This window comes from Bacillus sp. 103mf (assembly GCF_900116295.1).
In the GTDB taxonomy this organism is placed as follows: Bacteria; Bacillota; Bacilli; order Bacillales; family Bacillaceae_G; genus Bacillus_A; species Bacillus_A bruguierae.
Genome location: NZ_FPAF01000002.1, coordinates 388,346 through 413,408, shown reverse-complemented (window position 1 = coordinate 413,408; position 25,063 = coordinate 388,346). Strand labels below are relative to the sequence as shown.

Genomic DNA, 25,063 nt, shown 5'->3' with positions numbered 1-25,063 from the left:
CACCTGTATAGTTAATAATGTAATTGACTTTGTTTTAGAGCAAAACATACGGAACAACTATATCAATCAATTTTAATTTTTCGACATATAAGTTGCTGTTATGCAGACTGCAGCACGACCTGTACTCGCTTTCTCCCTTTGTTTTAAAAAATCGCATGTGGCAGGAAAAGGCCCTGACCGCTTCTATGCACGGCCAGATGCTCTCGTCCTCCCCCTAAAAAAGAGGTTTTTATGTCGGTTTTTTAATTTGGATATATATATAGAAGTCAATTTAACTAAAGCTAGGTTTTCAGGCACTTACATTATGGACGATAAAATTTTACATGCTTATCATTGCGATCAAACCAACCTTTAAATGCCCAGTTAATCCATCCACCATCTCCTTCATTGGTGAATTCTCCGTCTTCAAACACCCATATGCCGTAAATTGTTCCATTATAATTTGTTGAACCATAAAATTTAACTCCTCTAAATTGTTCAACATACCCTTGATTTAAATTAAAAACCATTACATTATAGCGCTGACCTGCTGAGTAAAAAGTTGATTCCATTACATTTTTTACAAATCCGGAACGGTTAGCGTTAGCATTGACAGCATCTCTAATTCTATCAGCGATACCTAGGACATCAACATTAACATTTAAATTGGCGCTAGCTGCAAGTTTTAAACTAGTATTCGGTTGGTTTTCCATAGATAAATGAAATGTCTCATTAGAAGCAACTTTTTCTTGATTGTAGTTAGCAATAGATTGTTCTTCTGCGCTAACGTGAGGGATAGAAATTGTACTTAATCCGATAGCACCTGCGAATGCGATTCCTGCAAATTTTTTCAGTTTACTCATGTTAAAGACCTCCTGTGTTTTGAAAATGTTATTTCAACTTGATTTTATCTTCCAAAATTTTGTGCTTGAAGTAGTGATATTTAATTCACGTAGTTACATTTTTGAAAGTTTCTTTTATCTCAAGGGCTTTTGATATCGGGTTTTTGTTGATAAAAAAATGACAGATAATTTTGTATATGATTTAGGAGGTGAATGTAAAAAATGTTCTGTTCGAATATAATTTAATCGCTTATCTATGCGTTAAGGAGTTTTTTATTATATGATGCTATTTTTTTCTTTCGCTGTTTTCGTAAGAATTGTTGCGATCTTGACCATACTGATAAAAGGTTGACTTTCAACTATATAAACCCATTTTAATTTTTCGATGACCTGCACTCGCTTTCTCTCTTTGTTTTAAACCTCGCATGTGGCAGGAAAAGGCCCTGACCGCTTCTATGCACGGCCAAATGCTCTCGTCTCCCCCTAAAATGAAAGGGATTTTTATGCCGTTTTTTAACTTGTATATACAGTAAATAGAATTCAAAGGAGGGTTAACATGAAAGATGAATTAAGTATAAATATCTATTTAGATGAAACGGATACTCCGTTTTCAAGATATTATAGCCCAGATGATGTTCACCTAAGCTCTGACCTTGAAGATTTTCTTTTGTCAAAGCTGCACAGTGGCAAAAGAAAAGACATAGAAATATCTTTCTTCGGTCAGAATGATTTTGACGAAAAGTCATTGAAGACTGCCACATTTAATACTTTTTCTAATCTCTTGGAGGAAGAGGAATATACATATGCTAGAAATGTCAAAAAGACTATTGTGTTGTTTGTGATTGGTATTATTGTTGGGGTGATATACTTGAAGCTTTCAAGCAATCATGCCTATATTGGAGGAGTATTAAGCATTGTGTGTTGGGTTTTTATTTGGTCAGGTACAGAGGTTTATTTTTTTGAAAATCAGCAAATCAAACAAACTATCAGGAAATGCAAAAATATTCTAAATGCGAATGTGCGCAAAAAATAAAATTGCAGTCAATATTTACATTCGTGAAGATGATTTCCGGATTCGATCTTGTGCATGTATTTGGATTATTGTTTAAAGTTGGAAATTGTGATGAAGATTAATATCACTATAGTTCATAAATAAATAAGACCTCGATTTGATCGGAGGTCTTATTCTTATCGCCAAAAAACAACAATCTATACGAAAAGCTTTTTCTTTTTACGAGAACGGTGTACGCCGTAACTTACAAGGATAAGTGTGAAAATGAGCCAAGCAAATGGTGCATATTTTTCGGCGAATGTTTTCATTTTCATATTTTTTGTGATTTCTTCTTTTGTTTTACCTATTATAATTTCAGAACCATTATATCCTTCAAGTGTGTTTCCTTTTTTAACGCCAAAAATTAGAGCTTCCGTGTTATTTTCAATCCCGTGATAGCGATATCCTTTACTATGTATCGTTAATTGTGTGTCGTCTTTTTTTAATGTATAGTCTTCAGTCGTAGCAATGTCTTGTGAAGAAAGTGGAATAGGCTCGATTGCCAAGCGAACTTCTTTTTCGTTTAGAGTAGGAAGTGACTCACCATTTACAGAAAGATGCGCAGGAATATGTTTTTCTGTATCCGTAGTTTTCCAACTTGCTTTTTTTCTTCTATATGATTTTTTTTCGAGTAAAGCAAATTCTTTATTTACTTTTGTTTCATCTGTAACGGGTTGTTCAGCCGTTATGTTTCCTTTTAATAGGATCACACCGTCTTTCGCTGTTTGAAAAGAGGATACTTCTTTTGTTTCTTTTAGCTTGTTTACAGCGTCGTTATAATGTTCCTTTCCAAAAAGTGAATTGATGGTTTGTACAGTTAGGATGATGTATAAGATTACTAGTACGATGATGCCCTTTTTCACGATTGTTCCCCCTGAAAAATAGTTTGAATGATCTCTATATCTATTATTTTACAGAAAAACATATATTGGGGACAATTCCGTATTATTACATTAACCTTACAAAATTGTAAGGTTGAGTTTCGTTGTATGGGAATGTAGATGTGTTTTACAATAACTTTTGATATTCAAAGTATATAAATCCATAATGATGGAGAACAGATATTTACCAGTCGTATATTTCCGAGAAACGACAGCAAAGAAATTTATTTTTGTATTATTACAAGCAACAAAATGGGATTATGAATAAGAAGAGGTGGAATGTATGAAGAGCTTATATGCAATTGGAGAAGTTTTAATTGATTTCATTCCTATTCAAAAAGGAAAGGCTCTAAAAGATGTAATAGAATTTCAACGAGTTCCAGGAGGAGCACCTGCGAATGTAGCAGCTGCAGTTGCAAAATACGGTGGAACATCATGCATGCTTACAAAACTAGGTACCGATGCATTTGGTGATTTCCTTTTAGAACAATTACAAGAAGTAGGTGTAAAGACAGACAAGGTTACAAGAACGAATGAAGCAAATACAGGCCTTGCTTTCGTCTCATTACGTGAAGATGGTGAACGTGATTTTTCCTTTTATCGCAATCCTTCTGCAGATTTGTTGTTTCATGAAAATGAAATAGATGATAGATGGTTTGAAAAAGGCGATATTCTTCATTTTTGTTCCGTCGATTTAGTAGAAAGCCCGATGAAATATGCACATGTGAAGGCAATCCACTCTGCGAAAGCAAAAGGAGGGATTATCAGCTTCGATCCTAACGTACGCCTGCCGCTTTGGAAACATGCTGAAGATTGTAGAAAAACGATTTTGGAATTTATTCCGCTTGCACAGATTGTTAAAATTTCAGATGAAGAGCTGCCGTTTATTACTGGTATTTCGGATACAAAAGAGGCTATTGAGTCCTTGTTTGTAGGAGATGTAAAGGTTGTTATTTATACAAAAGGAGCGCAAGGTGCGGAATTATATATGAAGGATAAATGCTATCAATCAAATGGATATCGTGTTGTAGTGCAGGATACAACAGGTGCAGGAGACGCATTTATTGGCGGTTTCCTGTATAAATTGCTAGAGAAAAACGTGAGACAACAAAATGTAGAAGAGGTGCTTCATATGCATTGGCAGGAGATACTAACATTTGCGAATGCAAGCGGTGCCCTTACTACGACAGGAAAAGGAGCAATATCTTCTATTCCCGTAAAAGAAGATATCTATAAGCTGCTTCAAGGGTGACCTATTTATATACAAGTAAAAAAACGATATAAAGCCCTCTTTCTTTTGAGGGGACGAGAGCATCTGGCCGCGCATAGAAACGGTCAGGGCCTTTTCCTACCACATGCAAGGTTTAAAACAAAGGGAGAAAGTGAGTAGCGACCATGTTGTATTCTGCATAGCAGCGACTTACAAAGAAAAGCGGAGCCGACTTCTTAGACATGAGGGTCTAGGAGGCAGAGCTAGACAAAGATGTCGAAAAATTAAAATGGATTTATATAAATAAAGTGAAACTTCCATCAGTGGGGATTTTCTTCATCTCCACTAATAGAAAGTCCGATTAATTGGGCGTTATCCTCCACTATCTTTTTTTTCTTCTTACGAGAACGATGTATGCCCTGCAAGGGTAAGTGTAAAACTTAGCCAAGCAGAGCGTGCATATTTTTCGCAATATTTTCTTTCATTTTTCCTACTATAAATTCAGAACGATTATACCCTTCAAATGTGTTTCCTTTTTTAACTTCAACAATTAATGCTTCCGTTTAGTGAAAAACAAGTAACAAAACAGAAATTGTGAATTATTAGAAAAAAATTAATAAATTGGTATTTTCCCTTTTTTTTCGACATGAACAGACATTATACTTTAGATGAGTTGGATAACTCAGGAAATTATGCGAGGTGAAAAATATGAAAGGTAAAAAAAGCAATGATTACAGGTTCATTAGGGGTAGGTGTGTTGACGATGGAAGGCCATGCAGAGGAAAAAATCAATTACTAGTTCAAATGCAAGAAGATTCATTTCAGACAGGTGAGCTTATCGTATCATCAAACATTCACTGGAAACTGTAGTGAAAGATACTCTCAAGAGGAAGACAAAGCAAGCATTGGCTTAACAACAAGTTATCTGTATGCAAGACGGCGTATGAAAAAACTTTTGTGGCTTATGTATTGACATTACTAATGTTAGAGGGTGTTTTTTTGATAGAGCATAATCGAGTCGTAGTGGTGAATCATAATGAAAAAGGGCAATTGACGTCTGACCTACCATTTGAGCATTAAAACAAAGAAGAAACGATCGTCAGTAAGCATGATTGTTTCTTCTTTATTTTTTTACAGAACTGTCGTTTTTTAAATTTGTATTTTGGAGTATGTTAAAATATTAACTTGATACCCCTCTATAATGACATTTTTTCTAATGTTTATAAGTATACTTTTCTTGTTTTTAACATTTACAATATCAATATAGTAATTTCTTATTAAGGTGTGTTGCAGTTTCCAATTATATACTATATAATTCTAATTAAGAAAACGTTTTCATTTAAAGGGGGAGAATTTCGTGTCGACGATCGAGGACGTAGCGAAATTAGCGGGGTTATCAAGAACAACGGTTTCTCGGGTGATTAATAACCATCCGTATGTATCCGACGAAAAGAAAAAGAGAGTACAATTAGCAATGAAACATCTTGGATTTGTTCCGAATTCTGCGGCGAGAAGACTACGTAAGCAAAAGACGGAAACAATTGCAGTATTGGTTCCGCGTGTGACAAATCCTTTTTTCAGTAAATTTATTGAGGCGATTGAAATTATGGCTTCAGATCATAAATATAAACTGATTATTTGTCAAACAAGATATTTACCAGAGAAAGAGTTGGAGTATTTACAATTGTTATCTACGAAACAAGTAGATGGGATTATTTTATGTTCACTTGAAAATGCTTGGGAAGATGTTGAGCCTTATTTACAGCATGGACCGATTGTTTTATGCAATGAATATATTGAAGAAGCAAACATTCCAACTGTAAACTTTGATCATGCACAGGGAGCGTACATAGCAGCGAAGCATGTATTAGATCAAGGATATCGTCATCTTGTCTTTTGCCGTGGCAGAGAGACAAAGGTGATCAACCAGCAGAGAAAAATGGGCTTTTTGCGTGCTGTAACAGAGGCAAGCAAACAAGTGGAGTCAATTGACTTTGTTGAAAGCGCTTACTCTATTGATGATGGAAAAAATATATTCTATGAGTTTTTGCAAGACAAAAAAAATCCTACCGCTATTTTGGCAGGGGGAGATGAAGTCGCAGCAGGAATTATCGCAGAAGCAAACAAACAGGGCTGGAGCATTCCTGATGATTTAGCTGTAGTTGGTTTTAATAATCAGTTCTTATCACAAATTACAGACTCAGGTATTACGACGATTGATCAGCCAATTGATGAAATGGCGCGTAAAGTTGTGGAACTGATGATGGATAAAATTCATACGAAAAATTATCGAAATAAAGAAGTGTACGAGTTTGAACTGGAGCTCTTGGTGAAAGGGTCGACAGTGAAAAATACAATGATGCTAGCCTAGTAGATGATATCTGCTAGGTTTTTTTATGTTTATAATCTATTATTCTTCATGCGTACAATCTTCGCACTTATTGTGGTACGCTTCGTGCTGCTCATCAATCTCTCTTCCGCAATGGGAACAAGTTTTTGCCGGTAAATTTCTAAAAAACTCCATCGGTTGATCTAACATGTAAATCCCTCCATTTTCATTTGTTAGTATTATTGTATTAGTACAAAAGGTTGAAGTCAATAACTGTTTTATAACAAATTTGAAAATAATGAAAATGTGTAGAAAATCAATTATAGTTAAGAATGTAAAATAGAAAGTGAAACAGAAAGGATGAACGGATATGAAAATGACGGTTGTCGGCTTTTGGGGCGGTTTTCCAGAGGTGGGAGAAGCAACGTCTGGATATTTATTTGAACACGATGGCTTTCGTTTACTTGTCGATTGTGGCAGCGGTGTACTAGCACAGCTTCAAAAATACATAACGCCTTCTGACATAGATGCGGTTCTATTATCGCATTATCATCACGATCATGTTGCTGATATTGGGGTACTTCAGTATGCACGTTTAGTTACAAGCCTGATAAATGGTGCATTACCAGAACTGCCGATTTATGGACATACCTTTGACGAAAATGGGTTTGTCTCGTTAACACATACGCCTTATACGAAGGGGATTGCATATCATCCAGAAGAAACATTGCAAGTTGGTCCGTTTTCTATTTCGTTTTTAAAAACAGTACATCCAGTAACTTGCTTTGCGATGCGTATTACAGCAGGTGGGAAAACTGTTGTATATACAGCGGATTCGAGCTATATTCCAGAGTTTGTTTCATTTGCACAAAATGCAGATATATTTATTTGTGAATGTAACATGTATGCACATCAAGATGGATCAAAAGCTGGGCATATGAATAGTACAGAAGCAGGAGAAATTGCAAAACATGCAAATGTAGGAGAACTGCTTTTAACTCATTTGCCGCATGCAGGAGAGTTATCAGACTTGGTAACGGAGGCAAAACAAATTTTTAACGGCCGCATCGTACTCGCACATAGCGGTTACGTTTGGGAATCTTGAGGTGAAACGATGTTATTTATTGATAATAAAGGAATCACAGATCCAACGATTAACTTAGCGATTGAAGAATATTGTGTAAAAAACTTAAACATTAATGAAACGTATTTACTGTTTTACATTAATGAACCATCTATCATTATCGGGAAGAATCAAAACACAGTGGAAGAAATTAATGCTGATTACGTACGTGAAAAGGGAATTCACGTTGTAAGACGTCTTTCTGGCGGCGGCGCTGTGTATCATGATTTAGGAAACTTAAACTTTAGTTTTATCACGAAGGATGATGGGGATAGTTTTCATAACTTTAAGAAGTTTACAGAGCCGGTGACAGTAGCACTTGGAAAACTAGGAATTAACGCAGAATTAAGTGGCCGCAATGATATTTTAGCGGAAGGAAGAAAAATTTCTGGTAATGCCCAGTTCCTTACAAAAGGACGTATGTTTAGTCACGGTACGTTATTATTTGATTCTGAAATCGACCATGTTGTGTCGGCGTTAAATGTAAAGATGGATAAAATTCAATCAAAAGGAATTAAATCGATTCGCAGCCGCGTTGCAAATATTGCGGAATTTTTAAGTGAGAAAACTACAATTGAAGAATTTAAACAGTTGCTTTTAGAAAATATTTTTGAAGGGGAAAATGAGATTCCAACGTATGAATTAACGGAAGAAGATTGGAAAGAAATCTATAAAATCTCAGAAGAACGTTATCGAAATTGGGAATGGAACTACGGAAAATCTCCAAAATTTAACTTACAGCATTCACACCGTTTCCCAGTTGGACAAGTAGATGTTCGGTTAGAAGTGCAAAAAGGCGTAGTCTCAGAATGCAAGATTTACGGGGACTTTTTCGGTATTGAAGATGTACGTGACATCGAAGAGCGCTTAAGTGGTAAGGTGTTTGATCAGGAAGCATTTGCGGCGGCGCTAGCTGATGTCGAAGTACTACGTTATTTTGGCAATATAACAAAAGAAGATTTCTTATCTTTATTCTTTTAACCATTTAAAAAACAACCATATCTTACGTGTGGTTGTTTTTTTATATATGTTTTATGAAATGTAACTTGCACTGGCAATTTTCTTTTAATATAATGTATTTAGAATTTTTTAAATTTTACATAAGGTGGGGATTTTGTGAATCTCGTTCAAAGATTAGCCGAAACGGTGAAAAAGAAAGGAGACAAGCCGGCTTATATTTTTCAGGATCAGTCGGTATCTTATGACCAATTTAACGGAATGGTCATAAAGTTTTCTAGTAATTTAGCAAAAATGGGCATTGGAAAAGGGGACAATGTCGCATTAATTGTTGGGAATTCGCCGCACTTTTTAATCGGTTTATACGGAGCGATGCGTGCCGGGGCAACAGTTATTCCAGTCAATCCGATTTATACACCAGATGAATTATATTACATTTTACAAAATGGAGACGTTAAAGCAATCATCACACTAGACATCCTTCTACCAGTTATGCAATCACTTACATCTAGACTTCCTTCTATTGAAAATATCATTATTTGTGAAACCTCAGCAGATTCAACTCATCAAGAAACCGAAAATTTGAAAACGTTTACGAATTTAGTGGCGAGCGGGGACCTCGCTTATCAAGGTCCAGATATACAAGAAGAAGACGTTGCCGTTATTTTATATACATCAGGAACGACAGGAAAGCCAAAAGGTGCGATGTTAACGCACAAAAATTTATATAGTAATGCGAACGATGTTGCTTCGTATTTACAGTACTCAGAGCATGACCGTGTAATTGCAGCGCTGCCGATGTTCCATGTATTTTGTTTAACGGTTGCTGTCAATGCGCCAATTGTAAACGGCGCCACGATTTTAATGTTACCGAAGTTTAGCCCGAAAGAAGTATTCCGTATTTGCCGTACATACGAAGCTACGATATTTGCTGGCGTACCAACGATGTACAATTATTTATATTTACATGAGGACGCAAGTGCCGAAGATGTTCAGACACTTCGTTTTTGTATTTCTGGTGGTGCATCTATGCCTGTTGCCCTTCTTAAAAACTTTGAAAAACGATTCCATGCTATTGTTTCAGAAGGGTACGGTTTATCAGAGGCATCACCTGTCACTTGTTTTAATCCGCTTGATCGTCCACGTAAACCAGGATCGATTGGAACAAACATTTTGAATGTGGAAAACAAAGTTGTCAATGAGTTAGGCGATGAAGTACAAGTTGGAGAAGTGGGAGAATTAATCGTTCGCGGCCCGAATGTAATGAAGGGCTATTACAAAGCGCCAGAAGACACAGCCGCAACACTTCGAGATGGTTGGCTTTACACAGGCGACTTAGCAAAAATGGATGAAGAAGGTTATTTTTACATTGTAGACCGGAAAAAAGATATCGTCCTTGTTGGCGGTTATAACGTCTACCCGCGTGAAGTAGAAGAAGTGTTATATATGCACGAAGCGATTGCGGAAGTAGTTGTAATCGGAGTTCCAGATGAAAAATTAGGCGAGGCGGTTAAAGCATACGTCGTACCGAAAACGACAAATGTGACAGTAGAAGAACTAATGGCGTATTGCGCGCTTCACCTTGCGAAATATAAAATACCAAGCAGCATTGAGTTTTTAGAAGAACTTCCGAAAAACACGACAGGAAAGATTTTAAGAAGAGCGTTAAAAGAGAAGGCGCTGCAAGTATAAGGGGAATGAAAAAACAGCAGTTCAATTGTGAACAGCTGTTTTTTATTTGTATGTATTTCTTTTTATAAAAAAAGCGATAGAACAAATAGTTGGAAAAATCATAAATTGTAAATCGAACAATTCATTAATATTTTTGGGAACTCCACCAAGAAAAATTTTAATTAATACCATTACGATACTACCTAATAGAGCATATATAACTACAGCTAGTTTGAAAGATAAAGATTTAGGAACTATATAGTATCTATATAATAATTCACCAATTATACACCCTGTTAATATGATGGGTGCTCCATAAATTATTAGTAGAATGGAAAAACCTAAAAGATCCTGCCATTCTATCTTACTTGGGGACATAATCAGTCCGAACAGATTCATTGAAACAATCAAGCTACTTAAAGAATAAAGAAAAGATACTATAAATTTTTTAATGATTTATCTCTCCAATCATATAATTAAATTTTAAAATTTATTTTATTAAGAATATGGTTTTGTTGCAAAGTACTGTAAATCAAATTGAATTTTGTACAAAATTCTTACCTAAGAAATTACTATTAGTAGTATTTATATGTAATGCCAAAATGCATTTACATTTTACAAAAAATTGAATATATTTTAATTTATAGCAATGAACAAGCTGGCTCTAAATTTGAAAACAGAAAGGAGACCATATGAACAAGTGGGGAGCTACTAGGTTTCGTTTGATTTTCGTCTGTATTACGATCATTGCAGCATGTATGTTATCACAAGGAGCCCTATATTCACGAGAAAAAATGCAGGAAGCGATGAAGAGTAATAGCATTGACATTGTAGAGGGATTTACAGATTGGGTGGATGGTGAAGGGAAACCTTATAAAACTTCTAGTGTGGGTGATGAAACAGATGATCCCAGCAGACATGGTCGCTGGTTTGAAGACAAAGTATATCAAGGGGCAAAAGGTACGCTCATTCCTAACTTACAGCCAGGAAAAACTTCTGACATACGAAATATAATAATCTTTATCTGTATAACGATTATTATATTAATCACTATTTGGCGTATTTATCGATCTAGAAAAAACAAAAAGCAATTGCGACAAGATGCGATAGATGAGAAGAAGCCTTTTACCCAACCAGCTCCACTCCATTCGGCAGAGATAAAAAGTGATTTGTTACCTCATCATCCTATACGCGCTGAATTGGTGAAGTGGGAACGACAGCTACCGAGGGCTAAACAAAGACGCTCCTATGAAACGATCCAACAGTGGTTTACACGTATTGGTTGTTCATATGAAATAGTAGGATTGTACGAAAAAATCCGTTATGGAGATTTTGCTTTTACTTCAGATGAACAGCAATTTATTCGTGATTGGGTGAAAAAGCATACGTAGTCCTATTTGTTCACGGATAATAAGGTTGTTTTCATTTCTTTTTTTATGCTAACAGAGCAGCATATATAAGTCCATTTTAATTTCCCGACACATAAATTGCTGCTATGCAGAATACAACATGACCTGTACTTGCTTGCTCCTTTTATTTTAAACCTCGCATGTGGCAGGAAAGAGCCCTGACCGCTTCTATGCACGGCCAGATGCTCTCGTTCGCCCCTAAAAAGAAAGGCGTTTTGAATTTTATGATAAAATTAATATATGTAATGAGATAGATGCTTAGGAGGAAACTGACTTATTATGATTAAAATTGTTGGACAAAAAATTGTATTGAAAGAAGCAACGCACCAAGATCTTGATGAATTATACTATTGGAAATATGAAGAGAAGGAACAAGAAGCGAAGAAATGGAATGGTCCTTATATACCTGAACCTAAATTAACAAAAGAAGAATTTCTAAAAAGTTGGGAGAAAGACCCGCAAATTATTCCTAATGTGCCTAGTACACTAGTTATTTTGGCTGAAGATAAATTAATTGGAACAGTAGGTGCTTATTGGGTAGATAAAAATACGAATTGGTTAGAAACCGGTATCGTTATTTATGATAGAAATTACTGGAATGGTGGATATGGTACTGAGGCTTATAAACTTTGGATTGATTTCCTATTCAAATCTACTGAATTGCATCGATTAGGGATGTCAACTTGGTCAGGAAATGTAAGAATGATGAAAGTTGCAGAAAAATTGGGGATGAAAGAAGAAGCAAGAATAAGAGAAGCAAGAATGGTAGATGGTAAATATTTTGATGCGATTAAAATGGGGATTTTACGAACAGAGTGGGAACAATCTTTAATTGGTTAGTTTTACTTTGGTCTCCCTTTCGTGTGAAAATTGTTTAATTTCTTAGTTGACATATCGGAATTGTGTATTTAGAATAAAGAGAAATAATTGAAAAATGGAATAATAAAAGCTAATCAGAGAAACTGAAGGCGCACAACATTCACTTTGTGAAAGGTTTGTGTGCCTTTTTCTATTGTATAAAGTGAAACTTCCATCAGTGGGGAGCTTCATCCCCCACTGATGGTTAGCCCGTCGAATCGGGCTTTTACGGACAGTTATTCCCCACCTATCTTCTTTAGAAAAGCGGAAGTGGCTCGTCCGGAATGCGAGGGGGATGGAGCTTCTGACGTAGAGGTGTTTTTTACCTCGTAGGAAGGAGCGAAGCCACCGAACATTCTAGCCACTGGAACTGGCCAACGATTCTCTCAATCTTGAGGTGGGGTCTTACTGTCCACGAATAGTGGGATAAAACAAGGGGGGATATAGATGAAGTTGCGGGGGAAAACATCAATTAGAGCTGGCGTGCTGTTGTCGACGTTGCTTCTGTTTTCAGGGTGTGCATCGACGACATCTACTAGTAAGTCGGAATCAGGGAAGTCTATTGAACTTTTAAATGTATCGTATGATCCAACCCGGGAATTGTATCAAGATTTCAACAAGGATTTCGCTACATATTGGAAAGAAAAAAGTGGTCAAACGGTTACTGTGAAGCAATCTCACGGAGGATCAGGCAGTCAGGCGCGCTCGGTCATTGATGGACTAGAAGCAGATGTTGTGACCCTTGCATTAGCATATGATATTGACGCCATTAGTAAGAAGAAACTGTTACCGGAAGAGTGGCAGAAACGTTTGTCTAACAACTCGACTCCTTACACATCGACGATTGTATTTCTTGTGCGAAAAGGGAATCCGAAAAAAATTAAAGATTGGGATGATTTAACGAGAAAAGGGGTCTCTGTTATTACTCCAAATCCGAAAACATCGGGAGGAGCTCGCTGGAACTATTTAGGTGCATGGGGATACGCTTTGAAAAAAAATAATAATAGTGAAGAAAAGGCAAAAGAATTTGTAAGTCGGCTATATAAAAATGTAGAAGTGCTAGACTCAGGAGCACGCGGGGCAATGACGACTTTTGTAGAGAAAGGGATTGGTGATGTTCTCATTGCTTGGGAAAATGAGGCATTATTATCACAAAAAGAGCTGGGGAAAGACAAGTTTGAAATTGTTACACCATCGATCAGTATTCTTGCTGAACCTCCAGTAGCTGTCGTGGATAAAGTTGTCGATAAAAAGGGAACGCGTAAAATAGCTGAGGCATATCTCGAGTATTTATATACAGAGAAAGGGCAGGAGATTGCTGCGAAAAACTTTTACCGTCCTCGCGATCAAAAGGTAGCTGAAAAATATGCCCAGCAGTTCCCAAAAGTACAATTGTTTACAGTTGATGAAGTGTTTGGAGGGTGGAAAAAAGCGCAAGATACGCATTTCAATGATGGCGGTGTCTTTGATAAAATCTACCAAAAATAAAGTGAAACTTCCATCAGTGGGGGGCTTTATCCCCCACTGATGGAAAGCCCTCCCAATCGGGCTCTTACGGGCAGTTATCTCCCACCTATCTTCTTTGCTTTCTCTGAATCTGGAGGTGGGAGTCTTACTGCTCGTTAGTAGCGGGATAATCGAAGCAGATGATGTAATGAGGTGAAAGAGTATGAGGAAGAAGAGTAGGAAGAAAATTTTACCCGGGTTTGGACTTTCTTTTGGATTTACGATGTTATATGTAAGCTTATTTGTCTTAATCCCATTATCTATCGTGTTTATCCAAACTTCCCAGTTAGGATGGAGCAAATTCTTTCAAGTGATTACAAGTGAAAGAGTATTGCATTCTTATCAAATTAGTTTTACAACTTCACTGGCAGCGGCGCTTGTAAATGTTTGTTTTGGCTTATTAATCTCCTGGGTACTTGTTCGTTACTCGTTCCCAGGAAAGCAGCTGCTTGATGGGTTAATTGATTTGCCTTTTGCTTTGCCGACTGCGGTTGCGGGTATTACGCTTACAACTTTGTATTCTCAAAACGGCTGGATTGGAAAAATTTTTGATGTGTTTCATATAAAAATAGCTTTTACGCCACTTGGGATTATTGTTGCTTTAACTTTTATTGGATTGCCCTTCGTTGTACGTATGGTGCAGCCTGTCTTGCAAAATATGGAGAAGGAAGTGGAAGAAGCAGCAGCTAGTTTAGGAGCATCACGTTTACAAGTATTTTGGAAGGTTGTTTTTCCGGAAATTTTACCAGCTTTATTAGCGGGATTTTCGCTAGCTTTTTCAAGAGCGCTAGGGGAATACGGATCTGTTGTTTTTATTGCTGGAAATATGCCGCTTAAAACAGAAATTGCTCCGCTGATGATTATGACGAAACTTGAACAATACGATTATGCAGGTGCGACGGCTGTGGCAGCGGTCATGCTGGTTGTCTCTCTTTTCTTCTTGTTCACTATTAATCTCATTCAGAGCTGGAGTCAAAAACGTGGATTGCAAAATGAATAGAAAGGGGAGAAAAGGATGGAACCGTCATTCGTGAAACCAATTAAGCCAAAAACAGTGCAGACACCAGTAGTCACGACAGAATCGAAAGTGATTCGCATTATTTTCATTGCGGTCACTGTTATCTATTTATCTGTATTTCTTTTGTTGCCGTTAGCGACGATTTTTATGAAGGCATTTGAGCGTGGAATGAATGTGTATATTGCCGCTATTACAGATAGTGAGGCGGTTTCTGCGATTCGTCTAACAATTATCGTTGCTCTCATTGTTGTCCCACTTAATACGATATTTGGCGTGGCGGCAGCGTGGCTGATTACAAAATTTCGCTTTAGAGGGAAACAATTTCTTTTATCACTCATTGAACTGCCCTTTGCAGTTTCGCCGGTTATTGCCGGGTTAGTTTTTGTATTACTATTTACGCCTCGCGGTGAATTAGGGGCGTGGCTCATGGAGCATGGCGTGCGGCTTATTTTTTCAGTGCCCGGTATTGTAATTGCCACTGTGTTTGTCACATTCCCTTTTGTAGCACGTGAATTGATTCCCGTTATGGAGGCGCAAGGAACAAGTGAAGAAGAAGCGGCTTTATCACTAGGAGCAAGCGGCTGGAACATGTTCTTTCGTGTTACGCTGCCTAATATAAAATGGGGGTTACTCTATGGCATGATTTTATGTAATGCCCGTGCGATTGGAGAGTTTGGAGCGGTTTCTGTTGTATCGGGGCATGTGCGAGGCGTTACGAATACAATGCCGCTTCATATTGAAATTTTATATAATGAATATCAATTTTCTGCTGCATTTGCGGTTGCGTCATTAATGTCATTGCTGGCGATCGTTACGTTAATTATAAAGAACTGGATTGAATGGAAAGGAAGGCAATAGGATGAGTATTCAAATTCAGAATGTATGGAAACAATACGGTACGTTTCAAGCTCTGCAGCAAATTAATCTAGAAATTCCGAAAGGGGAACTCGTTGCGCTGTTAGGTCCATCTGGTTCTGGGAAAACGACGTTATTACGAATTATTGCGGGGTTAGAACAAGCGGATCAAGGTGCGATCTTATTCGACGGAGAAGATTTAACGGATATTCATGTGAAAAATCGGCAAGTTGGTTTTGTGTTTCAGCATTATGCCCTTTTTAAACATATGAATGTATTTGAAAATGTAGCATTTGGATTAAAAGTGCGCAAAAAGAAACTAAGACCGTCCGCAGCAGAAATAGAAGAAAAGGTGCTTGAGTTATTAAGACTTGTGAAGATGGATGGTTTTGCGGCGCGTTATCCCGCGCAGTTATCTGGAGGACAAAGACAACGGATTGCGTTAGCGAGGGCTTTAGCAGTTGAACCGAAAATTTTGTTGCTTGATGAACCATTTGGTGCATTAGACGCAAAGGTGCGTAAAGAATTGCGAAGATGGCTCAGGAAACTACATGATGAGTTTCAAATTACGAGTGTGTTTGTAACGCATGATCAAGAAGAAGCGTTGGATGTTGCGGATCGCATCGTTGTCATGAACGAAGGGCGCATTGAACAAATGGGAACGCCAGAAGAAGTGTACGATAATCCAGCTAGCCCATTTGTATATGATTTTTTAGGAAATGTAAATTTATTTCACGGTCGTGTTCGGAAAGGGAAATTGAATTTAGGTTCTATTGAATTAGAAGCACCGGAGCATGTGCATATTTCCGATGCTGACGCTGTTGCATATGTGCGGCCTCATCATCTATCTATTACCCGAACAAAGCAAAGCGTCGATGCCATCCCAGCAAAAGTTATCTACACACACGCTGTCGGTCCTGTTGTATATATTGAATTAAAACGTGATGGAGTAGATGAATATTTAGAAGCAGAAGTGAGCAAAGAGCAATTTGAGCAGCTTAAGATTCGAACAGGGGAAGTTGTATATGCACATCTGAAAGAAGTGAAGGTGTTTATACCAGAGGACTTTGTTATTTAGTAAGAAAACGAAAGGCGCTTCGTGTCGTCTTTCGTTTTTTTATTAATCTGTAAAATTAGTATTTTACAGATTAATAAAAAGAGTATAATGAATATAATCACAATTTAGAAAGAAGGTATTCCCTTGAAGAAGATTCACGTTATTCATGAAAACACAGAGTGGACAAGACATCTAACGAAAAGATTGGAAGAACTCGGTCTTCCTTATGAAGAATGGCATTTAGACAAAGGGAATGTTGATCTTTCGTCTGTACCGCCGAGCGGCGTATTTTATAACCGGATGAGCGCTTCTTCTCATACAAGAAATCATCGCTTTGCACCGGAATTTACAGGGGCTGTCCTTTCTTGGTTAGAGAGACATAACCGAAAAGTGTTCAACGGAAGCAGAGCACTACAGATGGAAGTAAGTAAAGTTGCGCAATATATGGCGCTGCATGCACAAGGAATTCAGACACCGAAGACAATTGCCGCTGTTGGTAAGGAACATATTATAGAAGCAGCAGCGCAATTTGAAGGACGTCCATTCATTACGAAGCATAACCGCGCTGGAAAAGGACTAGGCGTTCAACTGTTTCAGTCTGCTGCTTCACTGCAAGAATACGTAGAAAGTGCAGCATTTGAAGAGCCAGTAGATGGTATTACATTAATTCAAGAATACATTCAATCTCCTGAGCCTTACATTACACGTTGTGAGTTTGTAGGCGGGAAATTTGTATATGCAGTTCAAGTTGATACATCGAAAGGATTTGAATTATGCCCAGCTGATGCTTGTCAAATTGGCGATCTGTTCTGCCCAGTTGGAGAGAAAGCGCCGGAAAAACCGAAGTTTCAAATTATTGAGGGCTTTAATGACCCAATCATTCAAAAATATGAGACTGTTTTAGCTGCGAATGATATCGCCATTGCTGGAATTGAGTTCATTCGAAATGCAGATGGTGAAATTTTTACGTATGACATTAATACAAATACAAACTACAATGCTGACGCTGAAGCAGTTGTTGGGAAATACGGTATGTTAGAGATTGCGAAGTTTCTTGGTAGTGAATTAGAGAAAGTAGAATAGATGGGGAGAAAGCTGCTGATGAGGCAGCTTTTATATATATATTTGAATTGTTTCATAAAACAAAAAGCAAAAAACATCAAGAAGAAAACACAAGTTCCCTTTATCATAATACATATAAGGCAGGTGAACAGAGATGGGATGTTATGAAATACAAATTCAAAAAGTAATTGATTCTATTGAAGAAGATGTGATGGAAAAGCAAACGTTAGCGAGTCTTGCGCGTATTGCAGGATTTTCTGAGTACCATTTCCACCGCGTTTTTCAAGCACTCGTAGGAGACTCTGTGATGGAGTATGTGCGAAAGAGAAGGCTCGCCCAGGCAGCTTATCAGCTTTCTCATACAGAGGGGAAAATTCTTGATATTGCACTAGAGCACGGCTTTCAATCTCATGAAACGTTCACACGCGCCTTTAAAAAGCTGTTTCATATGACGCCGAGTGAATATCGAAAGCAAGAGATTCGAACACCGCTATATTCCAAGGTGAATGTGATGCAGCGAAAATTTAATCCGTATTTAGGGGGAATCAAAATGGAATTTCGTATAGAAACAAAGCCAGCTTTTCAAGTGATTGGGTATGAAATGAAGACAACGAGCAAAGACGGAAAAAACCTGAAAGATATCCCAGCCATGTGGCAAAATTATTTGCAAAATAATTTATCGGAAAATATTCCAAACCGTAAGCATACGAATGAGTTCGTCGAGTTAGGGATGTGTACGGATTTTAATTTAGAAACAGGGGAGTTTACGTATATTATTGGAATGGAAGCAACAAGCTTTAATGATGTATCAAGTGAGCTGGCGTGCCGCACATTCCCTGAAGCAACGTACGCAGTATTTACAACGCCAAAAGTACCTGAGGAAGAAATGGTACCATCGATTCAGCAAACATGGAATGCAATCTTTACAGAGTGGTTCCCGCATTCTGGATACGAGCACTCCGGCGTTGTCGAGTTTGAATTATACGATGAGCGCTCTCATGCTGATAAGCACGATCTTGTACAACTGGAGATTTGGCTGCCAGTGCAGAAGAAACAATAAAGTGAAAAGAGACTGACTTCAAAGTAAGTGGCCTCGTTTTGTGAAGAAACATTGTAAATATTAATTAACATTAAAAATGTTGTTAAACTTTGTACTTAAAATAACGAGCAGGTTAGTTAAATAGTTATCTTATTTATTTGGATAATCTTGGTGTGGGGGGGATGGTTGATGTGGAAAAGAATAGAATGTGTCGCAATTTATGTAGAAGATATTGAAAAATCAGTGGAATTTTATCAATCGTTAGGTTTAACAAAAGCCTGGGAAACGTTTCAAGATAAAGAAAAACAATGGAAACTTATTGGCATGAAATTTCCTAATGGCAATTCAGAGTTAGTATTAAAGAATAATCCTAATTTGAATTTTGCTGAAACTGAGATTGTTGTTGAAGATGTTTGTGAGACTTACGAAACGTTAAAATATAATCCTGAAGTTCAGTGGATTCGCACGCCATTCCTTAATTCTTTAGGTGGCCATGTGGCTGTAATGCAAGCTCCAGACGGAAATGTTTTTGTTTTAGTAGGAAAATAAAGTAGTGGAAAAGAGTGTTAAATGTGGAATTTAAAGAAGTCACAAAAAACGTTTGGTTTTCCAAGCGTTTTTTTATTTGTTAATTGTACTGGTATTTAATCGGAATTACTTAATCTCAAAGGCACGTACTTGCATTTGGTGTTGATTTAAAATAAAGTTCGATAACTTGTAAAAAATTTTGATAAAAAGATCCATTTTGTAGAGTATTTCTTTGTTCAACAATCGGGCTATTTAATTGAGTAAATCTTATTAAACGAACGGTGGCAGGATAATGAATTTCATGGAGTAAAATAAGAAATTAAAGTAGAGAATTATTTAGAAAACAAAAAGGGATATGCCTTTGTTAGAATAAAAGATTTATTTTTAGTAAAGAAAAATTAAGCTTGAAATAAAGGTTTGAAAAAACGGTATGGACGTTGCCAACAGTTTTTTTAGGGATTTATAAAACTTTTCAATGGATTGCGTCGTCTAATAAATGGGAAGGAGGAACTGATGTGGATGAATTAACAGCAGAGGCGTTTGAAATGGAAGATAAGGAGGACCTTATAGATGAGATAATGAACAAGTATGGACAGGAAATCTTACAGCTTGTTTATTCATATGTGAATAATAAAGAGGTCGCTGAGGACTTAACGCAAGATATATTTGTTAAATGTTATAAATCTCTTCATACATACAAAGGGAAATCAAATGTAAAAACATGGTTATGGAGAATTGCCATTAATCATTGTAAGGACTATATAAAAAGTTGGTATAACAAAAAGGTAATTGTTACAGAGGATGAATCTACGTATATCGGGATTCAAAAAGAAAGTGTTGAACAAACTGTTATTCAAAATGCAGAGGAACGTAGGCTGGTTTCTGCAGTAATGAATTTACCGATAAAATATCGAGAAGTGATTTATCTCTTTTATTATGAAGAGTTGCCAATTAAAGATATTGCTACGGTAATAGAAGTGAAGGAAAACACGATAAAAACAAGACTGAAAAGAGCTAAGGAACTATTGAAGAAAGGATTGGAGGAATAATCAAATGGAAGATCGATTAAAAGGCCTACGAAAATCAATGGAGAATACAACTTTTAAACATTTGAGTTTTTCTGATCAGCATCGAAAGCAGGTACACGAAAAAATTAATCAATCATACGAAAATGAAGAAAATATCCTTTTAGCAGTTTTGCAACTTCTCATGAATGAAAAAACAGGGTACGAATTGGCACAGCTATTGCGTGGGAGAGGAATTCAAAAATTCGAAAGAAATGAAGGTTTTTTATACACCTTATTACATCGTCTGGAACAGAATCGTTTTATCCAATCAAGTTGGGATCATTCAGGAGCTAAATATTATCAATTAAATGATAAGGGAAGAAAGATGCTACGAAAGGCAGAAAAAAATTCTACAAAGGCACGATTTATATTAAAAGGATTAGTACAGGGGTGAGACAAACTTGAATAAAAAAGGGGAGCGTTTTTTAAAAGAAGTTACCAATCGTATTAAATCAAAAGAAGCAAAGAACCTTGTGGCAACTGAACTGGATTTTCACTTGAAACAGGCAAAGAATATGTGGATAGAGAAAGGGTTAAGTGAGGAAGTTGCTGAAGACAAGGCTGTTGAACAAATGGGAAGTCCAATCAAACTTGGTCAAGAACTTAACAAACTTCATAAGCCAAAGGTTGATTGGTTCATTATTATTTTATTAGTGACTGCTATGGGGTTAGGTTTCTTGCCAATAGTAGCTCTTGGTTATACAGATCATTTTCTAATTAATAAGGTGATATTTGTTATTCTCGGTGTTGTAACAGCTTTTGGGATGATGATGATTGATTATCGGAAATTAGAAAGACTTGGATGGCTGTTTTACACAATCGGAGTACTCATCCTGTTAATGATAAGCTATTTTCCGAACACTACAATCCATGGAGAACCTCTTATAAAAATTGGCCCCATTACAATTGAATGCTTAATGGCTGTACCATTCTTTTTTCTAGCTTGGGCTTCTTTTTTCAATAACGGTAGGTTAAAGGTTTGGTTTCTTGGGATTTTGTACTTATTTTCTTTGTATCTATTCTTAACTATACCAAATCTTTCAACAACCTTTATCTATATCATGATGGTATTCGTTATGCTTTGGTGGAGTAAGTTAGGTAAGAAAAAGGCATTGATAATTACAGTTGTACCAATTTGTTTATCTATCATCGGTGGATTGTTTTTCTGGTCCTCAGTAAAGGAATACCAGTTGGATAGAATTTTAGGGTTTTTAAACCCAGAAAATTACGCAGATGGTCAGGGTTATATGTATGTACGTTTAAAAGAGTTAATATCGTCAGCAGGGTGGTTTGGTACATCTGGAAATATAAAGTTTACTCAGGCTGCACATACTGATTTTGTGTTTGCAAGTTTGACTTACTATTATGGGTATTTGTTTGCACTAATCCTTGTCTTGATTCTTTCTCTTTTTGTAGCAAGGATAATGGTCATATCTCATAAAATAAATGGTCATTATGGTAAATTGCTTCTTGTTGGTGGAATGACTCTTTTTGTAGTCCAGTTTATTTATAACATTGGAATGATCTTAGGCTTATTACCCATCACTTCTATATCCTTGCCTTTTATTAGCTATGGATTGATGCCAACTCTGTTTAATGCGTTTTTAATGGGTATCGTGTTAAGTGTGTATCGACGTAAAAATTTGATATCAAGTAGTTTCATTTAGAATTGAGTCTAAAATTTCTTTAAATTAATTTAACAAAGAAACTTTATACTGACATGGGTATTTAACTTATTCCAGAATAGAGCGCTTTAATTGAGCAAGGATAATAAAAATTATCAAACTTTTTTATAAAAGGATGATTCAATTGAAAATAGAAAAAGCGTGTTTTGATCAATCTTTTTTTCAAGACACGCTTTTTCTATTTGTCTCTTTTATCAAGGTTTATTAAGTTAATTTAATCAAACTTTATTCCAAGGCTACATTTGGGCTCAGTATTTTACAGTATACGCATGTCGAACATCGTCGAATGGTCTTTATTTCCTGTCGAATCGCCGATATATTCTAAAAGCCGCCGATAAATGTCCCGTTTGCGCCGATATATTGAAAAAAGCGCTGATAAATGAAGCAATTTCGCCGATATATTTAGAAAAGCGTCGATATCGTATTATTTGTATGAAACTATTTTGTTTTTTAACATATAAATTGCTGCTATGCGGGATAAAACATGACCTGCACTTGCCCTTAAACTTTGCACGTGGCAGAAAAAGGCCCTGAACGCTTCTATGCAAGGCCAGATGCTCTCGCCCCTCTAAAAGAAAGGGGGTTTACATCGCTTTCTTAATTTTCTCTAACACTTCTTTACTATCAAACCCGCGCTCTCCCATACCGAATACTTCAATTAAACGATTATTTTCATCTAGTAAGTAAGAGTTAGAAGTATGAATGTAAAGACCGCTCCCAGGGTCACGGTAGCGGAAGTTAAAAGATTCGGCTAGTTGTTTCGTTTCTTCCTCATCGCCGCGCAGCAGATGCCAACCTGTTGTTTCTTTCATATCAAATGTTTTGGAGTAATGTTCTAGAATTTCTTTCGTATCGTATTTCGGATCAATCGTAATTGTAATAAATTCGATTTTTGTTCCGAACACTTTTTGTTTTACAAGTTCATCTCGTAAATGTTTCATTTTGTATGTTGTAACCGGGCAAATGTCTGGACATTTTGTATACATAAATTCTACTAATTTTAATTTTTTCGGTAATTGATCAAATGATACAGATGTTCCGTTTACATCTTCCATAATAATCCCCTTTGGTATTTCCGCTGATGCTTTTCGGTAACTCGTAAAATAAAAAATTCCAATCAAGGTTGCAACAATAAGCCCGAGCGTAAAAGTAATGTACAATTTCTTCATTCCAATCCCTCCCAATTTTTATTTTATAAGAAAAATCTGAAAAATAAGGAGGGAATGAGTGAATATTACATGACATTTCATGTATTAGCTTGTTCTATTTTTTGAGGAACGAACTACAATATTAATAGACAGGCAGCGATGAGGAGGAGAAATCATGCGAAAAGTGATGAGATGGACACTTTTTTTGTACGCTCTATTTGCATTATTTATATATTGGTACTTATTTGGCTGGAATCATGAGATCATACCGGAAGCGTATAAAGGAACGAATGCAGATCCAGCAACATTTATGAATGCAAGGGAGCTGACACTTAGTCAAGATTACTCGCGGGTAAAGAATTTATTGTTTTTTTTAGCAACGCCGCTGCAATGGATTGTTTTATTATTTGTACTCATTTTCGGTGTATCAAAGCGGTTTGAAAAGTGGGCGAAAGATACAACGAAATTCCGAGTACTACAAATTGCGATTTATTTGTTTTATTTATCGCTTGTGACAACAATACTTGCGTTGCCGCTGCAATGGATTAGTCATCAAGTATCTGTTGATTACGGCATTTCTACACAATCAACGGCAAATTGGATAAAGGAGCATATACTGGACTTTTGGATAAATTTTTTGCTTATGTTTCTTGTCGTGACAGTGCTGTTATGGCTCATTAAAAAGTATCCGAAACGCTGGTGGCTGTATGGCTGGGCGCTTTCTGTTCCATTCACGATCTTTTTAACATTCATTCAGCCAGTAATCATTGATCCGCTCTATAATGATTTTTCAACGCTGCATAATAAGGAGCTTGAGAAAAAGATTTTAACATTAGCAGATCAAGCAAATATTCCAGCAGAGCATGTGTATGAAGTGGATATGTCAAAGAAAACAAATTCGTTAAATGCATACGTAACGGGGATTGGCTCAAATTCTCGCATCGTTTTATGGAATACGACGCTAGAGCAGTTAAAAGATAAAGAGATATTATTTATTATGGCGCATGAAATGGGTCATTACGTTATGAAACATATATATTGGGGCGTTGGGAGTTATATAGTTTTAACCTTTGTTGGCATGTATCTTATTAACCGTATTATTAGCGCGTGTATTCGTAAGTGGAGCGATACACTGCATATTTCTAAGGTAGCTAGTTTCTCAGTTTTACCACTATTTTTCCTTGTATCTTCGATGCTTTCTTTTGCAGTAAGTCCTGCTACAAATTACGTATCGCGCATTGAAGAAAGAGCGGCCGATCAATACGCATTAGATATGACGAAAGATGGTCAGTCGGGAGTTAAAACATTTCAATATTTATCGAAGACGAGCTTGAGTCAAGTGAATCCGCCGGCTTTGGTGAAATTTTTCATGTACACACATCCGCCAATTTTTGAAAGAATTAATACATTTGAAGAATATAAGAAGAAATAGTCGTTAAGAATCGTAATTGTGTATCAAAGATAAAAATGGAAAAGAACAAGTAATTTTCTAGCATAAAGACTAGGAAGCTACTTGTTCTTTTTGCTATATATCCATTTTAATTTTTCGGCATCTTTGTCTAGCTCTGCCTCCTAGGCCCTCATGTCTAAGAACCTTCCACACAAGAAGGTAAAAAAACACCTTCTGTGTGAAAGAACCTTAGCTAACGGGCCTAAACAGTCGGCTCCGCTTTTCTTTATGATCCAGCGCCAGCGGCTAGAACAGTCGGTGGCTTCGCGTCTTCCGCCGAGGCAAAAAGCGCCTCTATGTCAGAAGCTCCATCCCCCTCTTGTTCTGAGCGAGCCGCT

23 protein-coding genes are annotated in these 25,063 nt (G+C 36.8%); 19 read left to right on the top strand and 4 right to left on the bottom strand.

Annotated features, from left to right (window positions below):
* Positions 1–302 precede the first annotated feature (302 nt).
* Positions 303–842, bottom strand: coding sequence for a hypothetical protein (locus tag BM350_RS08660; RefSeq protein ID WP_090915655.1), 540 nt, complete (start codon positions 840–842; stop codon positions 303–305).
* 535 nt (positions 843–1,377) lie between these two features.
* Between BM350_RS08660 and BM350_RS08655 the strand changes: the two genes are divergently transcribed.
* Positions 1,378–1,854, top strand: coding sequence for a hypothetical protein (locus BM350_RS08655; RefSeq protein ID WP_090915657.1), 477 nt, complete (start codon positions 1,378–1,380; stop codon positions 1,852–1,854).
* A 176-nt stretch (positions 1,855–2,030) separates the two neighbouring features.
* Here BM350_RS08655 and BM350_RS08650 read toward each other — a convergent pair whose 3' ends face one another.
* Positions 2,031–2,735, bottom strand: a complete 705-nt coding sequence (locus tag BM350_RS08650) for a hypothetical protein (protein ID WP_090915659.1) — start codon at positions 2,733–2,735, stop codon at positions 2,031–2,033.
* A 301-nt stretch (positions 2,736–3,036) separates the two neighbouring features.
* Between BM350_RS08650 and BM350_RS08645 the strand changes: the two genes are divergently transcribed.
* Positions 3,037–4,005, top strand: a complete 969-nt coding sequence (locus tag BM350_RS08645) for a carbohydrate kinase family protein (RefSeq protein ID WP_090915661.1) — start codon at positions 3,037–3,039, stop codon at positions 4,003–4,005.
* 1,315 nt (positions 4,006–5,320) lie between these two features.
* Positions 5,321–6,334, top strand: a complete 1,014-nt coding sequence (locus BM350_RS08640) for a LacI family DNA-binding transcriptional regulator (RefSeq protein WP_090915663.1) — start codon at positions 5,321–5,323, stop codon at positions 6,332–6,334.
* Positions 6,335–6,373: 39 nt separating this feature from the next.
* Here BM350_RS08640 and yhfH read toward each other — a convergent pair whose 3' ends face one another.
* Positions 6,374–6,502 carry a protein YhfH gene (gene yhfH / locus BM350_RS08635; RefSeq protein ID WP_090915666.1) on the bottom strand — a complete coding sequence of 43 codons (129 nt, stop codon included), beginning with the start codon at positions 6,500–6,502 and terminating at the stop codon, positions 6,374–6,376.
* A 160-nt stretch (positions 6,503–6,662) separates the two neighbouring features.
* Between yhfH and BM350_RS08630 the strand changes: the two genes are divergently transcribed.
* The 15 genes from BM350_RS08630 to BM350_RS08550 all read left to right on the top strand — a co-directional run bounded on the left by BM350_RS08630 (position 6,663) and on the right by BM350_RS08550 (position 22,109).
* Positions 6,663–7,397, top strand: coding sequence for an MBL fold metallo-hydrolase (locus tag BM350_RS08630; RefSeq protein ID WP_090915668.1), 735 nt, complete (start codon positions 6,663–6,665; stop codon positions 7,395–7,397).
* Between the two features lie 9 nt (positions 7,398–7,406).
* The gene (locus BM350_RS08625; RefSeq protein WP_090915670.1) at positions 7,407–8,396 is read left to right on the top strand and encodes a lipoate--protein ligase; all 990 of its coding nucleotides are present in this window, start codon (positions 7,407–7,409) and stop codon (positions 8,394–8,396) included.
* A gap of 135 nt (positions 8,397–8,531) precedes the next feature.
* Positions 8,532–10,064 (top strand): fatty acid--CoA ligase family protein, encoded by a 1,533-nt coding sequence (locus BM350_RS08620; protein ID WP_090915672.1) that lies wholly within the window; start codon positions 8,532–8,534, stop codon positions 10,062–10,064.
* A 671-nt stretch (positions 10,065–10,735) separates the two neighbouring features.
* Positions 10,736–11,434, top strand: a complete 699-nt coding sequence (locus BM350_RS08610) for a hypothetical protein (RefSeq protein WP_090915676.1) — start codon at positions 10,736–10,738, stop codon at positions 11,432–11,434.
* Positions 11,435–11,731: 297 nt separating this feature from the next.
* Positions 11,732–12,292, top strand: a complete 561-nt coding sequence (locus BM350_RS08605; RefSeq protein ID WP_090915678.1) for a GNAT family N-acetyltransferase — start codon at positions 11,732–11,734, stop codon at positions 12,290–12,292.
* A 465-nt stretch (positions 12,293–12,757) separates the two neighbouring features.
* Positions 12,758–13,798, top strand: a complete 1,041-nt coding sequence (locus BM350_RS08595; protein WP_090915681.1) for a sulfate ABC transporter substrate-binding protein — start codon at positions 12,758–12,760, stop codon at positions 13,796–13,798.
* Positions 13,799–13,979: 181 nt separating this feature from the next.
* Positions 13,980–14,816 (top strand): sulfate ABC transporter permease subunit CysT, encoded by an 837-nt coding sequence (cysT, locus tag BM350_RS08590; protein ID WP_090915683.1) that lies wholly within the window; start codon positions 13,980–13,982, stop codon positions 14,814–14,816.
* Between the two features lie 15 nt (positions 14,817–14,831).
* On the top strand, positions 14,832–15,692 hold the full coding sequence (cysW, locus tag BM350_RS08585) for a sulfate ABC transporter permease subunit CysW (RefSeq protein ID WP_090915685.1): 861 nt from the start codon (positions 14,832–14,834) through the stop codon (positions 15,690–15,692).
* A gap of 1 nt (position 15,693) precedes the next feature.
* Positions 15,694–16,767, top strand: coding sequence for a sulfate/molybdate ABC transporter ATP-binding protein (locus BM350_RS08580; RefSeq protein ID WP_090915687.1), 1,074 nt, complete (start codon positions 15,694–15,696; stop codon positions 16,765–16,767).
* Between the two features lie 123 nt (positions 16,768–16,890).
* Positions 16,891–17,829 carry an ATP-grasp domain-containing protein gene (locus BM350_RS08575; protein WP_090915689.1) on the top strand — a complete coding sequence of 313 codons (939 nt, stop codon included), beginning with the start codon at positions 16,891–16,893 and terminating at the stop codon, positions 17,827–17,829.
* 133 nt (positions 17,830–17,962) lie between these two features.
* Positions 17,963–18,868 (top strand): AraC family transcriptional regulator, encoded by a 906-nt coding sequence (locus BM350_RS08570; RefSeq protein WP_090915691.1) that lies wholly within the window; start codon positions 17,963–17,965, stop codon positions 18,866–18,868.
* Positions 18,869–19,036: 168 nt separating this feature from the next.
* Entirely contained in the window at positions 19,037–19,396 is a 360-nt protein-coding gene (locus BM350_RS08565; protein WP_090915692.1) for a VOC family protein, read from the top strand.
* A gap of 494 nt (positions 19,397–19,890) precedes the next feature.
* Complete coding sequence (locus BM350_RS08560; protein ID WP_090915694.1) at positions 19,891–20,424, top strand: sigma-70 family RNA polymerase sigma factor; 534 nt, start codon at positions 19,891–19,893, stop codon at positions 20,422–20,424.
* A gap of 4 nt (positions 20,425–20,428) precedes the next feature.
* Positions 20,429–20,836 carry a PadR family transcriptional regulator gene (locus tag BM350_RS08555; RefSeq protein WP_090915696.1) on the top strand — a complete coding sequence of 136 codons (408 nt, stop codon included), beginning with the start codon at positions 20,429–20,431 and terminating at the stop codon, positions 20,834–20,836.
* A 7-nt stretch (positions 20,837–20,843) separates the two neighbouring features.
* On the top strand, positions 20,844–22,109 hold the full coding sequence (locus BM350_RS08550; protein WP_090915697.1) for an FtsW/RodA/SpoVE family cell cycle protein: 1,266 nt from the start codon (positions 20,844–20,846) through the stop codon (positions 22,107–22,109).
* 602 nt (positions 22,110–22,711) lie between these two features.
* Here BM350_RS08550 and BM350_RS08545 read toward each other — a convergent pair.
* Positions 22,712–23,296, bottom strand: coding sequence for an SCO family protein (locus BM350_RS08545; protein ID WP_090915699.1), 585 nt, complete (start codon positions 23,294–23,296; stop codon positions 22,712–22,714).
* A 154-nt stretch (positions 23,297–23,450) separates the two neighbouring features.
* Between BM350_RS08545 and BM350_RS08540 the strand changes: the two genes are divergently transcribed.
* A complete protein-coding gene (locus BM350_RS08540; protein WP_090915701.1) occupies positions 23,451–24,707 on the top strand; it encodes a M48 family metallopeptidase in 1,257 nt (418 codons plus the stop codon).
* The last annotated feature ends 356 nt before the right edge of the window (positions 24,708–25,063 follow it).

Bases quoted from the DNA above. Each gene is read 5' to 3' on its own strand.
- BM350_RS08660 (WP_090915655.1), bottom strand. From the start codon at position 842: ATGAGTAAACTGAAAAAATTTGCAGGAATCGCATTCGCAGGTGCTATC.
- BM350_RS08655 (WP_090915657.1), top strand. From the start codon at position 1,378: ATGAAAGATGAATTAAGTATAAATATCTATTTAGATGAAACGGATACT.
- BM350_RS08645 (WP_090915661.1), top strand. From the start codon at position 3,037: ATGAAGAGCTTATATGCAATTGGAGAAGTTTTAATTGATTTCATTCCT.
- yhfH (WP_090915666.1), bottom strand. From the start codon at position 6,502: ATGTTAGATCAACCGATGGAGTTTTTTAGAAATTTACCGGCAAAAACT.
- BM350_RS08630 (WP_090915668.1), top strand. From the start codon at position 6,663: ATGAAAATGACGGTTGTCGGCTTTTGGGGCGGTTTTCCAGAGGTGGGA.
- BM350_RS08625 (WP_090915670.1), top strand. From the start codon at position 7,407: ATGTTATTTATTGATAATAAAGGAATCACAGATCCAACGATTAACTTA.
- BM350_RS08610 (WP_090915676.1), top strand. From the start codon at position 10,736: ATGAACAAGTGGGGAGCTACTAGGTTTCGTTTGATTTTCGTCTGTATT.
- BM350_RS08605 (WP_090915678.1), top strand. From the start codon at position 11,732: ATGATTAAAATTGTTGGACAAAAAATTGTATTGAAAGAAGCAACGCAC.
- BM350_RS08595 (WP_090915681.1), top strand. From the start codon at position 12,758: ATGAAGTTGCGGGGGAAAACATCAATTAGAGCTGGCGTGCTGTTGTCG.
- cysT (WP_090915683.1), top strand. From the start codon at position 13,980: ATGAGGAAGAAGAGTAGGAAGAAAATTTTACCCGGGTTTGGACTTTCT.
- cysW (WP_090915685.1), top strand. From the start codon at position 14,832: ATGGAACCGTCATTCGTGAAACCAATTAAGCCAAAAACAGTGCAGACA.
- BM350_RS08580 (WP_090915687.1), top strand. From the start codon at position 15,694: ATGAGTATTCAAATTCAGAATGTATGGAAACAATACGGTACGTTTCAA.
- BM350_RS08570 (WP_090915691.1), top strand. From the start codon at position 17,963: ATGGGATGTTATGAAATACAAATTCAAAAAGTAATTGATTCTATTGAA.
- BM350_RS08565 (WP_090915692.1), top strand. From the start codon at position 19,037: ATGTGGAAAAGAATAGAATGTGTCGCAATTTATGTAGAAGATATTGAA.
- BM350_RS08555 (WP_090915696.1), top strand. From the start codon at position 20,429: ATGGAAGATCGATTAAAAGGCCTACGAAAATCAATGGAGAATACAACT.
- BM350_RS08545 (WP_090915699.1), bottom strand. From the start codon at position 23,296: ATGAAGAAATTGTACATTACTTTTACGCTCGGGCTTATTGTTGCAACC.
- BM350_RS08540 (WP_090915701.1), top strand. From the start codon at position 23,451: ATGCGAAAAGTGATGAGATGGACACTTTTTTTGTACGCTCTATTTGCA.